This window comes from Pseudomonas sp. R32, from assembly GCF_009866705.1.
Taxonomy (GTDB): Bacteria; Pseudomonadota; Gammaproteobacteria; order Pseudomonadales; family Pseudomonadaceae; genus Aquipseudomonas; species Aquipseudomonas donghuensis.
The window spans coordinates 4,362,990-4,378,580 of record NZ_CP019396.1; the positions used below are offsets into that span (position 1 = coordinate 4,362,990).

The 15,591-nt window shown below is 61.8% G+C and carries 10 protein-coding genes; 9 read left to right on the forward strand and 1 reads right to left on the reverse strand.

Annotated elements, in window-relative coordinates; all coding sequences use genetic code 11:
• The first annotated feature begins 19 nt into the window (after window positions 1–19).
• From glpD to PspR32_RS20230, 8 genes are all read left to right on the forward strand, one after another.
• Entirely contained in the window at window positions 20–1,558 is a 1,539-nt protein-coding gene (glpD, locus tag PspR32_RS20195; protein ID WP_159389074.1) for a glycerol-3-phosphate dehydrogenase, read from the forward strand.
• 313 nt (window positions 1,559–1,871) lie between these two features.
• Window positions 1,872–2,804 carry a glutamate/aspartate ABC transporter substrate-binding protein gene (locus tag PspR32_RS20200; protein WP_159389075.1) on the forward strand — a complete coding sequence of 311 codons (933 nt, stop codon included), beginning with the start codon at window positions 1,872–1,874 and terminating at the stop codon, window positions 2,802–2,804.
• Window positions 2,805–2,903: 99 nt separating this feature from the next.
• A complete protein-coding gene (locus PspR32_RS20205) occupies window positions 2,904–3,650 on the forward strand; it encodes an amino acid ABC transporter permease (RefSeq protein WP_010221024.1) in 747 nt (248 codons plus the stop codon).
• Window positions 3,647–4,315, forward strand: a complete 669-nt coding sequence (locus tag PspR32_RS20210) for an ABC transporter permease subunit (RefSeq protein WP_162471123.1) — start codon at window positions 3,647–3,649, stop codon at window positions 4,313–4,315. The genes PspR32_RS20205 and PspR32_RS20210 overlap by 4 nt, the downstream gene beginning before the upstream one ends.
• Window positions 4,312–5,046: an amino acid ABC transporter ATP-binding protein gene (locus PspR32_RS20215; RefSeq protein ID WP_010221022.1), complete on the forward strand. Its 735-nt coding sequence runs from the start codon at window positions 4,312–4,314 to the stop codon at window positions 5,044–5,046. The genes PspR32_RS20210 and PspR32_RS20215 overlap by 4 nt, the downstream gene beginning before the upstream one ends.
• 65 nt (window positions 5,047–5,111) lie before the next feature.
• Complete coding sequence (locus PspR32_RS20220; protein WP_159389076.1) at window positions 5,112–7,019, forward strand: sensor histidine kinase; 1,908 nt, start codon at window positions 5,112–5,114, stop codon at window positions 7,017–7,019.
• Window positions 7,016–8,341 carry a sigma-54-dependent transcriptional regulator gene (locus PspR32_RS20225; RefSeq protein ID WP_010221019.1) on the forward strand — a complete coding sequence of 442 codons (1,326 nt, stop codon included), beginning with the start codon at window positions 7,016–7,018 and terminating at the stop codon, window positions 8,339–8,341. Before PspR32_RS20220 ends, PspR32_RS20225 begins: the two co-directional genes overlap by 4 nt.
• A 33-nt stretch (window positions 8,342–8,374) precedes the next feature.
• Entirely contained in the window at window positions 8,375–8,701 is a 327-nt protein-coding gene (locus PspR32_RS20230) for a GlpM family protein (RefSeq protein WP_162471122.1), read from the forward strand.
• Between the two features lie 12 nt (window positions 8,702–8,713).
• On the opposite strand, the gene PspR32_RS20235 is transcribed toward PspR32_RS20230, so the two are convergent.
• Window positions 8,714–9,790: an alpha/beta fold hydrolase gene (locus PspR32_RS20235; RefSeq protein WP_232531763.1), complete on the reverse strand. Its 1,077-nt coding sequence runs from the start codon at window positions 9,788–9,790 to the stop codon at window positions 8,714–8,716.
• A 200-nt stretch (window positions 9,791–9,990) separates the two neighbouring features.
• Between PspR32_RS20235 and PspR32_RS20240 the strand changes: the two genes are divergently transcribed.
• Entirely contained in the window at window positions 9,991–15,591 is a 5,601-nt protein-coding gene (locus PspR32_RS20240) for a hypothetical protein (protein ID WP_159389077.1), read from the forward strand.

Consider the following 15,591-nt stretch of genomic DNA (forward strand, 5'->3'; position numbering starts at 1 on the left):
GACCTTCAGGAGGCCACCCGTGTCCCAATCCAGCTTGTCATCGCCCGCCCTTGCCGACATTTATGACCTCGCCGTAATCGGCGGCGGCATCAACGGCGTGGGGATTGCCGCCGATGCAGCCGGACGCGGTCTTCACGTGTTCCTTTGCGAAAAGGACGACCTGGCCAGCCACACATCCTCAGCCAGCAGCAAGCTGATCCACGGCGGCCTGCGCTACCTGGAACATTACGAATTCCGCTTGGTGCGCGAAGCCCTGGCCGAGCGTGAAGTGCTGCTGGCCAAGGCGCCGCACATCGTCAAGCCGATGCGCTTCGTGCTGCCGCACCGCCCGCACCTGCGTCCGGCATGGATGATCCGCGCCGGCCTGTTCCTTTACGATCACCTGGGCAAGCGCAAGCAGCTCGGTGCTTCGCGCAGCTTGCGTTTCGGCCCGGGCAATCCGCTCAAGCCGGCAATCACCCGCGGTTTCGAATATGCCGACTGTGCTGTCGACGATGCCCGCCTGGTGGTGCTCAATGCCATGGCCGCCCGTGAAAAAGGCGCCGACATCCGCACCCGTACCCGTTGCGTCAGCGCCCATCGGGTCGATGGTGTATGGAACGTGCAACTGGAAAACGCCGACGGCAGCCAGCAATCGATCCGTGCTCGCGCGCTGGTCAACGCTGCTGGCCCGTGGGTAGCCAAGTTCATCCAGGATGACCTGAAGCTCGACGCGCCCTACGGCATTCGCCTGATCCAGGGCAGCCACCTGATCGTGCCCAAGTTGTACGACGGCGAACATGCCTACATCCTGCAAAACGAAGACCAGCGTATCGTCTTCGCCATTCCGTACCTGGAACGCTTCACCCTGATCGGCACCACCGACCGCGAATACACCGGCGACCCGGCCAAAGTGGCAATCACCGAGGGCGAGACCGATTACCTGCTGAAAGTGGTCAACGAACACTTCAATCACCAGCTCAGCCGCGCCGATATCCTGCACACCTATTCCGGTGTTCGTCCGCTGTGCAACGACGAGTCCGACAACCCGTCGGCCGTCACTCGCGATTACACCCTGGCGCTGTCGGCCAGCACTGGCGAAGCACCGCTGCTGTCGGTGTTCGGCGGCAAGCTGACCACCTACCGCAAACTGGCCGAGTCGGCGATGAGCGAGCTGGCACCGTTCTTTGCGCAGATGCGCGGCAGCTGGACGGCTACCGCGCCACTACCGGGCGGTGAAGACATGAGCACCCCGCAAGCGCTGGTCGACGCCATCCTGGCCCGCTGCGGCTGGCTGCCAGCCGAGATCGCCAAGCGTTGGGCACGCACCTACGGCAGCCGCGTCTGGCGCTTGCTCGAAGGCGTGCAGGGCCCGCAGGACCTGGGCGAGGCCATTGGTGGCGGCCTGTTCAGCCGTGAGGTGGACTACCTGTGCAGCGAAGAATGGGCGGTGAATGCCGACGACATCCTCTGGCGCCGGAGCAAGCTGGGCCTGTTCACGACCGCTACAGAGCAGCAGGCTTTGCAGGAGTACCTTCAGCGCCTGGAACTGAACCGCGCACGCGTACAAGCTGCCTAGCTGCTGACCCACATCGCGGGGCAAGCCCGCTCCTACACTGGGAGCAGGCTTGCCCTGGAACGCGGCTCATCATTCGGTTTTCCGAACGCCAAACCCCGCCGCATTCGGCCATCCGGACGAATCCTACCTCCCGCAAATCGTCAAAAAAGATTAATCCCCCGTTTTTTCATGGCGTTATGATCGAAATCAGGGCTTGGCACGAGTCATGCTCTACACTCAGTACCCGAATGCGCAAAACGCTTCACTGCAGTGTTCGCTGAACGAAAGAGCCCGCCAACGGCTCCATAAAAAAAACAACGTCGAGGAAATTTTGATGCGTATCGTTCCCCATCTGTTGGGCGCCGCTGTTGCGGCCGCTTTGATCAGCACGCCAGCCTTCGCTGCCGAACTGACCGGCACCCTGAAAAAGATCAACGAGTCGGGCACCATTACCCTGGGGCACCGTGACGCTTCCATTCCGTTCTCCTACATCGCCGACGCTTCGGGCAAACCCGTCGGTTACTCCCATGACATCCAGCTGGCAATCGTCGAGTCCCTGAAAAAGGACCTGAACAAGCCGGACCTGCAAGTCAAATACAACCTCGTTACCTCCCAGACCCGTATCCCGCTGGTCCAGAACGGCACCGTTGACGTCGAGTGTGGCTCGACCACCAACAACGTCGAGCGCCAGCAGCAAGTGGCCTTCTCGGTCGGCATCTTCGAAGTCGGTACTCGCCTGCTGACCAAGGCCGAAGACGGCAAGCCGGAAAACGCCAAGTACAAGGACTTCCCGGACCTGGCCGGCAAGAACGTGGTGACCACCGCCGGTACCACTTCCGAGCGCATCCTCAAGGCCATGAACGCCGACAAGCAGATGAAGATGAACGTCATCTCGGCCAAGGACCATGGCGAGTCGTTCCAGATGCTTGAGTCCGGCCGCGCCGTGGCTTTCATGATGGACGACGCGCTGCTCGCCGGTGAAATGGCCAAGGCCAAGAACCCGAAGGGCTGGGCCATCGTCGGTACGCCGCAGTCCTATGAAATCTACGGCTGCATGGTCCGCAAGGAAGACCCGGCGTTCAAGGCTGCGGTCGACAAGGCCATCGTCAACCTCTACAAGTCGGGCGAGATCAACAAGATCTACGACAAGTGGTTCAACCAGCCAGTCCCGCCTAAAGGCCTGAACCTGCAGTTCCCGATGAGCGACGAGCTCAAGGCGTTGATCGCCAATCCTACCGACAAAGCTGTAGACGAAAAGAAGTCCTGATCCCCAGCTAGTTAGTGTCTAACCTTTCATCCGAGGGCGCCCTGCGCCCCCGGATGCTCGAAGGTGCCCGTGAAATAACTGATCTGAGGGGAGATCCCGATGAATTACAACTGGGACTGGGGCGTATTCTTCAAGTCCACCGGCGTGGGCAGCGAAACCTATCTGGACTGGTACCTCACCGGCCTGGGCTGGACCATCGCCATTGCCATCGCCGCCTGGATCATCGCATTGCTGCTGGGTTCGGTACTCGGCGTCATGCGCACCGTGCCGAACCGTCTGGTGTCGGGCATTGCCACCGCCTACGTGGAACTCTTTCGTAACGTACCGCTGCTGGTGCAGCTGTTCATCTGGTACTTCCTGGTACCAGACCTGCTGCCCGAGAACTTGCAGGAGTGGTACAAGCAGGACCTCAACCCGACCACCTCGGCGCTGATCAGCGTGGTCGTCTGCCTGGGCCTGTTCACCGCCGCCCGCGTCTGCGAGCAGGTGCGTACCGGTATCCAGGCGTTGCCCCGCGGCCAGGAAGCCGCCGCCCGCGCCATGGGCTTCAGCCTGCCGCAGGTGTACTGGAACGTGCTGCTGCCGCAAGCCTACCGGATCATCATTCCGCCGCTGACCTCGGAATTTTTGAACGTGTTCAAGAACTCCTCGGTGGCCTCGCTGATCGGCCTGATGGAACTGCTGGCGCAAACCAAGCAGACCGCCGAGTTCTCGGCCAACCTGTTTGAAGCCTTCACCCTGGCCACCCTGATTTACTTCACCCTGAACATGGGCCTGATGCTGCTGATGCGCATGGTCGAGAAGAAAGTCGCCGTGCCTGGCCTGATCTCCGTGGGGGGCAAATAATGGACTTCAGTGGAATCATCCCTGCCCTGCCGGGCCTGTGGAACGGCATGGTCATGACCCTGCAACTGATGGTCATGGGCGTGGTCGGCGGTATCGTGCTCGGTACCCTCCTGGCGCTGATGCGCCTGTCGTCGAGCAAGCTGCTGTCGAACGTTGCTGGCGCCTACGTCAACTACTTCCGTTCCATTCCGCTGCTGCTGGTCATCACCTGGTTCTACCTGGCGGTGCCGTTCGTACTGCGCTGGATCACCGGCGAAGACACCCCGGTCGGGGCCTTCACCTCCTGCGTCGTGGCGTTCATGATGTTCGAGGCGGCGTATTTCTGTGAAATCGTCCGTGCCGGCGTGCAGTCGATCTCCAAGGGCCAGATGGGCGCAGCCCAAGCCCTGGGCATGACCTATGGCCAGACCATGCGCCTGATCATCCTGCCCCAGGCGTTCCGCAAGATGACCCCGCTGCTGCTGCAGCAGAGCATCATCCTGTTCCAGGACACCTCGCTGGTGTACACCGTCGGCCTGGTCGACTTCCTCAACTCGGCACGGGCCAGTGGCGACATCATCGGGCGCTCCAATGAGTTCCTGGTCTTCGCCGGCGCCGTGTACTTCGTCATCAGCTTCTCCGCTTCCTTCCTGGTCAAGCGTCTGCAGAAAAGGATAACCGTATGATCTCCATCAAGAACGTCAACAAGTGGTACGGGGACTTCCAGGTTCTGACCGACTGCAACACCGAGGTCAAGAAAGGCGAAGTGGTCGTGGTCTGCGGCCCGTCGGGCTCGGGCAAATCGACCCTGATCAAATGCGTCAACGCCCTGGAGCCCTTCCAGAAGGGTGACATCGTCGTCGATGGCACCTCGATTGCCGACCCCAAGACCAACCTGCCGCAGCTGCGCTCGCGGGTCGGCATGGTGTTCCAGCACTTCGAGCTGTTCCCGCACCTGACCATCACCGAGAACCTGACCATTGCCCAGCGCAAGGTGTTGGGCCGCAGTGAAGCCGAAGCGACCAAGAAGGGCCTGGCCCTGCTTGAGCGCGTCGGCCTCAGTGCCCACGCCAAGAAGCACCCGGGGCAACTGTCCGGTGGCCAGCAGCAGCGTGTGGCCATCGCCCGCGCCCTGTCGATGGACCCGATCGTCATGCTGTTCGACGAACCGACCTCGGCACTGGACCCGGAAATGGTCAGCGAAGTACTCGACGTAATGGTCGAACTGGCTCACGAAGGCATGACCATGATGTGCGTGACCCACGAAATGGGCTTTGCCCGCAAGGTCGCCAATCGGGTGATCTTCATGGACAAGGGCAGCATCATCGAAGACTGCACCAAGGAAGAATTCTTTGGTGACCAGAGCGTACGCGACCAGCGTACCCAGCACTTCCTCAGCAAGATCCTGCAACACTGAGGTGATCATCACGCTCTGTCCGGTGCACGCCGGCAGAGCGTGCTGGTCGTACCAAGGCTACTGTGATGAAATGCGACCCTACGCTCTTTCGCCCTGCCAAGCCTGCCCTTGCCGTGAAACCCCGTCTGATCCGCCAACTGCTGTTACCGCCACTGATCATCCTGCTGATGATCGGCCTGGGTGTGGCCGGCTTCATGATCAGCGAACACAACGGCATCCGCACCTTGAGCGAAAACGGCGAGCGCCAGCTCGAGCTGCACGCGCGCGCGGTCGAGAGCGAAATCAGCAAGTACACCTACCTGCCAAGCTTGCTGGAACTGGAAAGCAGCGTTTCCAGCCTGCTGACCGAACCCGACGGCGAACACCGCCAGGCGGTCAACGAATACCTCGAAGGCCTGAACCGGCGCAGCCGCAGTCGGGCGATCTTTGTCCTGGACACCAGCGGCCGGGTCCAGGCCACCAGCAACTGGCGCGATATCGACAGTTTCCTCGGCGAAGACCTGTCGTTCCGCGCCTATTTCCAGGATGCCGTACGCGGTCAGCCCGGGCGCTTCTATGGCATTGGCAGCACCACCGGGGAGCCTGGCTATTTCCTTGCCCACGGCCTGGAAGAACACGGCAAGATCATTGGCGTGGCGGTGATCAAGGTGCGCCTGGAAGCCATGGAAGAACGCTGGCAGCGGGCCCGCCTCGAGGCTTTTGTCAGCGACGAGAACGGCATCATCATCCTCTCCAGCGACCCGGCGCGGCGACTCAAGTCGGTGCGCCCGCTGACCCCGGAAATCAAGGAACGCCTGGCCCGCAGCCTGCAATATTACTGGTGGCCGCTGAATGAACTGCAACCGCTGTCGCGGGAAAAAATCGCCGACGGTGTCGAGAAGCTGAGCTTCCCGGCCAATGCCGAACTCGGCGATGGCCGCCGCGAAGTGGCTTATCTGGCGCAAACCCGGCGCCTGAGCGACACGCCCTGGCACTTTACCTTGCTCACGCCCTTGCAGGACCTGCGCCGCGAATCCATGGTCCAGGGCATTCTGGTCGGCGTTGCCTTGGCCTTGCTCGCGATCTTGCTGATCGCCTGGAACGAACGGCGCAAGGTGATCGCCACCCGCCTGGCCGCCCGTGAAGCACTGGAAGAGGCCAACAGCCAACTGGAACGCAAGATCGCCGAACGCACTGCCGACCTGCGCGCCAGCAACGAACGCCTCAAGGGCCAGATCCGCGAACGCCGGCATGCCGAACAGACTTTGCGCCACGCCCAGGATGAACTGGTCCAGGCCGGCAAGTTGGCAGCCATCGGCCAGATGTCGACCAGCATCGCCCATGAACTGAACCAGCCGCTGGCCGCCCTGCGCACCTTGTCAGGCAACAGCGTGCGCTTCCTCGAACGCGGCGCGCTGGAAACCGTCAGCACCAACCTGCGCACCATGAACGACCTGATCGACCGCATGGGCCGTATCACTGCCAGCCTGCGCTCCTTCGCCCGCCGCGGTGAAGACAGCGGCAAGGCCTCCCTGAGCAAGGCCGTCGAGGCCAGCCTGCAGGTGCTGGGCAACCGCATCGCCGGCTGCCACTTGCAGTTGCACAGCAATTACGCGGACCCGACGCTGGCCATCGACCAGACCCGCCTGGAGCAGATTCTGGTCAACCTGATCGGCAACGCCCTTGATGCCATGGCCGCGCAACCCATGCCGCAGTTGTGGCTGGAGGGCGAGTTGCAGGGTGACAAGTACCGCCTGCGGGTGCGCGACAATGGTCACGGCATCGATGACGAAACGCGCAAGCACCTGTTCGAACCGTTTTTCACCACCAAACCGGGAGAGCACGGCCTGGGCCTGGGCCTGACCCTGTCTGCCAGCCTCGCCGCCGCCGCCAGGGGCAGCCTCAGCGTCGAACACCCCGCCAGCGGCGGTACCGCGTTCGTGCTCAGCCTGCCGCTGGTCAATGCCCCCACAGAATCAGCCGAGTCCCTATGAACCAAGCGCCCCTTACCGTCCTGATCGTCGAAGACGACCCGCATGTGCTGCTCGGCTGCCAGCAGGCGCTGGCCCTGGAAGACATCGCCTGCGAAGGCGTCGGCAGCGCCGAAGAAGCCCTGCAGCGCATCGGTGATGACTTCGCCGGCATCGTCGTCAGCGATATCCGCCTGCCCGGCATCGATGGCCTGGAACTGCTCAGCCGCCTCAAGGCCCGCGACCGCAGCCTGCCGGTGGTACTGATCACCGGCCACGGCGATATCGACATGGCGGTCGGCGCCATGCGCAACGGCGCCTACGACTTCATGGAAAAGCCCTTCGCCCCGGAACGCCTGGTCGAAGTGGTGCGTCGTGCGCTGGAGCAACGTGGCCTGTCCCGTGAAGTGTTCGCCCTGCGCCGCCAACTGGCCGGGCAAAGCACCCTTGAAGGGCGGATCATTGGCCGCTCGCCAGCCATGCAGAACCTGCGCGAACTGATCGCCAACGTCGCCGATACTTCAGCCAACGTACTGATTGAAGGCGAGACCGGCACCGGCAAGGAACTGGTCGCCCGCTGCCTGCACGATTTCAGCCGCCGCCAGGGCGCGCCGTTCGTGGCGCTCAACTGCGGCGGCCTGCCGGAGAACCTGTTCGAGAGCGAGATCTTTGGCCACGAGGCCAACGCCTTCACCGGTGCCGGCAAACGCCGGATCGGCAAGATCGAGCACGCCAACGGCGGCACCCTGTTCCTCGACGAAGTCGAAAGCATGCCGCTCAACCTGCAGATCAAGCTGCTGCGGGTACTGCAGGAACGCACCCTGGAGCGCCTGGGCTCAAACCAGAGCATTGCCGTGGACTGCCGGGTGATCGCCGCCACCAAGTCCGACCTCAACGCCCTGGGCCACAGCGGGCAGTTCCGTAGCGACCTGTACTACCGCCTCAACGTGGTGACCCTGGAGCTGCCGCCCCTGCGCGAGCGCCGCGAAGACATCCTGCAACTGTTCGAGCACTTCCTGCAGCAATCGTCCCTGCGCTTCGACCGGGAAACCCCGCAACTGGACAGCCAGACCCTGTCGCGGCTGATGGCGCACGACTGGCCAGGCAACGTGCGCGAATTGCGCAACGTCGCTGAACGCTACGCGCTGGGCTTGCCGGCGTTCAAAAAGGCCGGGGCCAGCGCCAACCAGGGCCTGGGCTTTGCCGAAGCGGTCGAGGCGTTCGAGCGCAACCTGCTCAGCGATGCCCTGCAGCGTACCGGCGGCAACCTCAGCCAGGCCAGCCAGGAGCTGGGCATGGCCAAGACCACGCTGTTCGACAAAGTGAAAAAGTATGGCCTGGGCTAACCCGGTGCTGAGACGGAATGACACGTGGACCTGATACTCAAAGCCTGCCTGGGCGCTGCCGTGGTGGTGATCCTTGCCGCCCTGGCGAAAACGCGCAACTACTATATTGCCGGCCTGGTGCCGCTGTTCCCGACCTTCGCCCTGATCGCCCACTACATCGTCGGCAAGGGCCGGTCACTGGACGATTTGAAGACCACCATCCTGTTCGGCATGTGGTCGATCATCCCCTACTTCGTCTACCTGGCGGCGTTGTACCTGCTGGTCGATCGCCTGCGCCTGGAGGCGTCGCTGGCCCTGGCGGCCGTGGCCTGGCTGGTGGCGGCGACGGTGCTGGTGGGTGTCTGGGTAAGGCTGCATTAAAGCGCTTGGGGGCTACTTCGTAGCCCATCGCCGGCAAGACCGGCTCCCACAAAATCCGGTGCATGCCGATCCTGTAGGAGCGGGCTTGCCCCGCGATCGGTACACCGCCAGATGGGTATCGGCCAGCCGTTGCGTCTTCAGATAGGGCAACACCGCACCCAGCAACGGCCCTTTGAACTGCTCCTGAAAGCGATGGGCCAAGCCTGGGATCAGCTGCAACTGGCTGCCCTTGATATGTGCTGCCAGGTGCACACCGTGCATCACCGGCAGCAGCGGGTCGGCGGTGCCGTGCACCACCAGGGTTGGCAGGCGCAGGTTGTTGAGTAACTGGACGCGGCTTTGCTCGGCCAGGATCGCCATGATCTGGCGCTTGACCCCCTCGGGATTGAAGGCGCGGTCATAGGCAATCGCTGCCTGTTCGAGCAGCGCCTGGCGGTCATCCTCGACCTCGGGGCTACCCAGGGCCGCCAGCAGGTCGGCCTGCTGCTCAAGTGCCACCTCGCGATTCGGCGCGCCACGCCGGGCCAGCAACTGCACCAGCGCCGGGCTCGGTGCCGGCAAGCCCTGGGCACCGGAGCTGGACATGATCAAGGTCAGGCTCTCGACCCGCTCCGGCGCCTGCGCCGCCAGGTGCTGGGCGATCATCCCGCCCATGCTCACGCCCATGACATGAAAGCGCCGCACCTGCAGGGCATCCATCAGCCCCAGACCGTCTTCGGCCATGTCGCTCAGGGTGTAAGGCGCGGCCACCGGCAGGCCGAGCTTGTAGCGCAGCAGTTCGAAGGCCAGGTTGTCGTCGTCGGGCGCCTGGTTCCAGCTGGACAGGCCGACATCGCGGTTATCGTAGCGGATCACCCGAAAGCCCTGCTGACAGAGCGCGACCACCACTTCATCCGGCCAGTGGATCAGTTGCCCGCCCAAGCCCATGACCAGCAGAAGGGCCGGGTCCGATTCACGACCGATGCTTTGATAAGCCAGGCTGACCTGCTTCAGCTCGGCGCGCTGGACCGGCACATTGACGTCACAACGCGATGCCGCTTGAACACCTTGGGCAAAAAGAACAACGAATAAAAACCAAAAAAAACGCATGAGCAAAACACCAGAATGCAAATCCCCAGTAGAGCGCAAGTCTGATGAAGTTCGTTCAAGCGCGCTGCCACACTTGCATGACAATTTGATGAATGCCGCCCGACGGCAATCCGCCCTACTTATGTACCGCACCCACCGGCTCAACCTCGCGCCCAATGTGAACGCCACTCCCGGCATCACTTCACATTCGGGATACTGCCATGAGCGACTCGCCAGAAACCTTCGAACCCCTGACCTTTTCCCCTATAGATTTCATTCCAGCCAAACCCCGCGACAGCACCTTGCTGCTCGATGCCAGCAAGCGCTGGAAAGATCATCGCGATACCTTCGCCACTTTGCTTGCACAAGCCCCCGGCGTGTACCAGGCACTCCAGGATCTGGTACGCCAACAGCTGGGAGTCGACCCGCTGAACACTGCCCTGCGATTTCGCATCTCCGCTATGCACGACAGCGATGTCAGCCTGGTCGCCCTGGCAGTACACACGCGCCAGTATCCCCAGCCGCCCGCCGACCTCGACCAGCGCGCCCAGGTGACGGGACCTGGGCCCGATCATCCGACCTTGCACCTGACACCCACGCAACTGCTCGCCAGGCTTGCGCAGCTGGACCTTCCCGCAGCGCTCCGGCGGCAATGGGATCATTACTGGCAAGCGCGAGCCTCGGACACCGCCGTCAGCCGCCGTACCCATGCCCAGAACCAGTACCTGGAGGTGCTCAAGGCCTGCTGGGATGTGGCGCTGGCAACCGGCCAATTCGATACGCAACAGCAGCGCGCGGTCAATGGCGTGCTCGACAACCCTGAATGGCATAGCCAGCACGGTATCGAGATCCAGACCGTTTCGAGAGACGAACAGATAATACCGGGGGCGCTGCTGTTCAAGATCGAAGGCGAATCGCACCTGATGCTGTATCGCCCCGACAGCGGCTTCACTAGCCATGCATCGCCGACGGATCTGGAAACAACCCTCGGCACCACCGCCTCCAGCATCAGCTATGAAAGCCATGAAAACCTTTCGGCCGGTTTCACCCCACTGTTCAACAGCCTGCTTAATGAACGCTTGAGCGCGCTGGACTCCAAACCCGGGGCCGATATCCGCCAGTTTGGCGAGCTTGCGCTGTCGATGGTCCACTGGGTCGATAGCCAACAGCGCAATCCAAGTGTCTTCAGCCTGCCGCCTGCCATTGAATCAACCGACAGCGAGGACGCGCCGCAGCGTTCGTTCTACGACTTTGGCAGCTTGAACCTCGACATTCCCTACTCCATCCGCCTGCAACAGATCAGCGCCCAACAGGCCCTGATGACCCCCATTGCCGAAACCGACCTGCAAGCGCTCAAGGACCATCAGAATGCGCTGAGTGCGGCCTGCCAAGAGGCTGAAGAGGCCATCGAGCAACAACTGAAGGCCGACACCTGGCACACCGACGAATCCCCCGCCGCCAGTGCTGCGCTGCTCACGGCTCATCACCAGGGCTTGCGCGCCCATGCCCGCTTCCAGAACCTGCTGGGGCAAATCGATAACGAGGAATTGAGGTGGCTCGAAAGCCTTCTCGATCAGCCCGACACCTTCCCCCGCCTGGGCTCCAGCCTTGTCGCGGCGCATCCAGTGCTCGATTCGACATCAATGGTTGATGGCGTCGAAACCCGTACCAGCACCACGCTCCACGATTGCCTGGTGGTGACCCTGCAGGACGATGACAACCCGCAGAGCCTGCTGGTGTACTGGCCGGGTGAAGCCGGCGGGCTGCTGCGCTGCGCCAACCAAGCGGAACTTGCCCGCTGCTTCGCCATCAACGACCCGAACGGGCAGTCACTGAGCCTGAGCCCGGTGACCGGCGATGTCCTGGCCGTGGTTCTGGCCCATCACTTGAGCCAGGCCAAGGCCGCGCTGACCACCGAGCAATCGCCCGCGGCGGTGAACGAAGCACTGGCCCGGCGCCTGCAAGTCCCCCGCCACGCCGCACGCGAGTACGCGTTCAAGCTGATCCAGGCACAGGAAACCAGTGCCACGTTGACGGGTATTTACCTGGACTGGCTGGACAAGCTGTCGGCCAGCGATCGCGCGACGCTCAAGGCCGGTACCCTCGGTTTCATCGCCGCCATGCACCGCGCCCAGGCCCTGGTCGCCCGCGACCTGCCCCACCGCGAACTGTTCTGCCGCCAGCTCATCAGCCAACGCCTGAAGCAGGATTTCCCCGACTACGATGACAGCCCCATCACCCTCTACCTGCCAGAGAGCACCTCGTGGGTGCCCCTTCTGGTTGAAAGCACCAGCCCCCAGGGCATTGCCCCCAAGCCGACGCTCAGACCCAGCAACAAATGGGTCGACCTGGCGCTGGATACCCTGTTGCTGGACAACATCGACGAGGCCATGAAAGAGCGCCTGAGTTTTCTCAAGCTGAAGCTCAAGACATCGAATCAGGTGCTTGCTCAACAGCTCAAGGACAGCATCAATACCAACTACCTGAGCGGCCTGGCCATCGACCTTGACCTGGCCCAGCAATATGAAAACAAGATCATCGAGGTGTATCGCGGCACTCACGAAAGCGCGTTCCCCCGGGCCTACCGGCGCCAATGCCTGGGCGAGCCTTTTCGCCAGATGCTCAAGCTGCACAGTGTCCAGGCCAGGGCCAAGGGCGAACTGGACGACAGGGGCCAGACGATTTTCAACATCGCCATCGACGCCGACAGCGCGGCGGCCTACCTGGCTGACGGTCACAACATACGCCTGATCCCCGCTCGCCTGACTGCAGGTGGCAAGGATACCGACAGCTACGGCACTACGCTGTCCGGGGTGACCTTTGTCAGCGACCAGAACAGCGGCATCACCCTGCTCTACCGTCCCGACCACCCCACCCGCCTGGTGCGCCAGTACAGCAGCCTGAAAGACGCCCGCTTGGGCTTGTATGAACTGAGCAAGCAAAGCGGCGAAATCGACTACCTGGCCGGGCGCGCCTTATTGGGCAATCCGGATGCCCACCGCTCGCGGATGCGCCTGGCTATCGAACATCGCTTCGACGGCATTATCGGCCTGGGCACGGCCTGGCCCTCGACCACCTCACTGGCCCAGCACCTGCTCGACGCCCAGGGTGGCCGGATACTCGAAGCCCATCGCGCGACCTCGCGCTCGAACCGCGACCTGTGGCTGGAAAACTTCGCCTACCAGAGCGGCATGATCTTCAACTACATCAAGATGGCCCTGGGCTTCATTCCGGTGATCGGGACCGTCATCAGCGTCTACGACTTCTTCGAGTCCAGTGCCCGGCTGGTCAGCGCGTTGCGCCAGGATGAGGTGTACAAGGCGCTGGAGGCGTTGCAACAGGTACTGCTGGCGTTCGTCGATGCTGCCATCGACCTGGCGCCAAGCCTGCCCCTCAAGGCCCTGAGCGCCCGCCAGCTTACCCGTCAGCGCCAACAGCAGCTGTTGCAGGCAGGCCCGGCGGCGGGCTTTGCGCCCAGCGGCGCCAGCAGCGCCCGACGCCTGTCGCGCTTTGAAGGCTATGAATATCAGGCGCCGTTGTCGCTGGCCGGGATCGAGCCGGGCCGCCGCGGCAAATACAAAGGCATCTACCAACACGCCGAGGGTGATTTCATCCTGGTGGGCGACCGCCCCTGCCAGGTGGAATGGCTGGAGACGGAACACACCTGGCGTCTGCGCGGCACCCAGTTCAAGACCTGGCGGAAAAACATCGCGCTCAATGAAAACGGCCAATGGGACACCCATTTCTCGCTGTATGGCGTGCACCTGCGTGGCGGCGGTTCGGGTGGCGGGCAGATACTCGGACATATGGTCGATGTGTTGGAGCCCTATTGGCCAACCGCCATTCGCGAGCGACTGCCTCGCACCTGGGTGGACCGCCACTATCGTCGCCAACGCATGCTGACGGTAGAGTCCCTGAAGGAGGAAGCTCGGCTTCAAACCGCATTGGCACGCACCAACGCTAGTTTCGAGGTGTTCGAGAACGCCAGCCTACAAGCCCGGCAGGCTTCACTGGCGACAATGAAAGCAAACTGCCAGGCAGATATAGCAGCGGCGAAAAAGGCTTATAACACCTGGGATGAGTTACAAAAAATCAGTCTCAAGGCGGAAAAGCAAAGGGCCCTAACGCAAAAAGCACGTACAGCCAGAGTTATATGTGATCGAACGCTGAATTTGATCACCCTGTCCAGGGAGGAGACGTTGCGCAGCCTCTATGAATCACTGACGATTCGCATACAGCTGCAAGACCTGAACGATCTTGTTGATCGAGCCCCCCTGTTGCGGGAACTGCGCAGCAAATCGCTGAGGGTCGTGGATGGCAAGCAGCAGATGCTTGAGCAAAAACGGGAACTCGGGAACTGGTTCCCATTGGCGAAAGCTCCAATTCAACCTGAAATAATAAAGCGCGCAGATTTCAAGAGGCGGCTGGAGACCATCAAGTCGGAGTTTTCCGACAGCATCCAGGCCGTTCAACGCTTCGAGAACGACCCCGTCCTATTCGACACACGATTGAATGAAGCCAATAGCCAGTTCAGGGAAAAACTCTCAAGCCTGGGAAAACGCTTTGAGGGCGCGGCAGAGTACCTGCAGGAGGTCGAAAGTCACGAGCTCCTCAAAAACTCGTACCAGCGGCTGGAGAAATACTTCAATGACGCGTTCATTACCTTCCACAACACCTCGCACCTGATGGTCCTGGCACAAAGATACGCCAATACCTCAGTCTTCGCAGAGTTCTACACAGGGCGACTACAAACCATCGAAGACGAAGTGCAAATGATACAGGGAACCTTGTCGGGATTGTCAGAAGTACAAAGCAGTGCACCTCAACGTCTGACGATCCAAACCGAAGCCCAGCGTATCTACCGCCAATACAAACTAGAACTGCAAAGCACCAACGCCAGCTTTCCGGAACTGTTTGACGAGCACTACCTGGGGAAGCTGTACGACAATCTCGACAAGTTGATCCTGCAGAGCGACAAGGCGGTCCAGCGTTTGCCCGGCCTACGCCCTAACCGTGGACAAAACAGCAGTCCGCGCCTTTTCCAGACAGAGGACAACCACTACTACATCGGCGATTACACTCCGGCCAGCCGCAATGCTCCCGAGCGGATTACCGTGCATAGCGCTGAAGGTAGTGCCGTCAGGCGTTTTGAACCTGTGGGTGAACGGTGGCGGCCACAGGCGCTTGCGACGTCGGCACGACCTCATGAACTGCGCAACCTCAAGCAGACCGCTACACAACTGATCCAAGGGCTGGACAGTTTCCGTCAGCGGGTGCGTGGCTATATCAGATCAGACACCCTGCCGGCGGACTTTGAGGACATGATGATCGCCAAGGCCAATGAGCTTGAAAGCTGTGCAGCGCGAATCGAAGCGCTAGGCGGCAACGCGACGGATACGCAAGCACTGCGCACCCAGGCGGCACAGTTGCGCCTGGATGGCATCCAGCTGCGCATTGAGCAGATAAAGGTCAGCCCTCGGCCCAATGAAGGCCATCTTGCTTACCTCGATGATCAGCAGCAGATCAGCATTCACAAACTGGGAGAGCGCCAGATGCTCAAAGCCCGCGATTACCTGCAGGAGTACGAGATTCGTGACTTGAAATCTGCCGGCGAGCCTGTGCTGTGGTACGCCCACTTCCATTACCGTGGCCTGGATACACCGTTCGACAACTTCAGTGCCGCCCATCTCAAACGGGCGGTGGACCGCAAGAAGGGGCCGCAGTGGCAGCAAGCCCAGGCAAGTGCCAGTAGCACGCCGGACGACATCTGGCGTGGCGCAATAAACCAGCGAACCGCAAACCGGTACTTCGCCGGTCTGTAA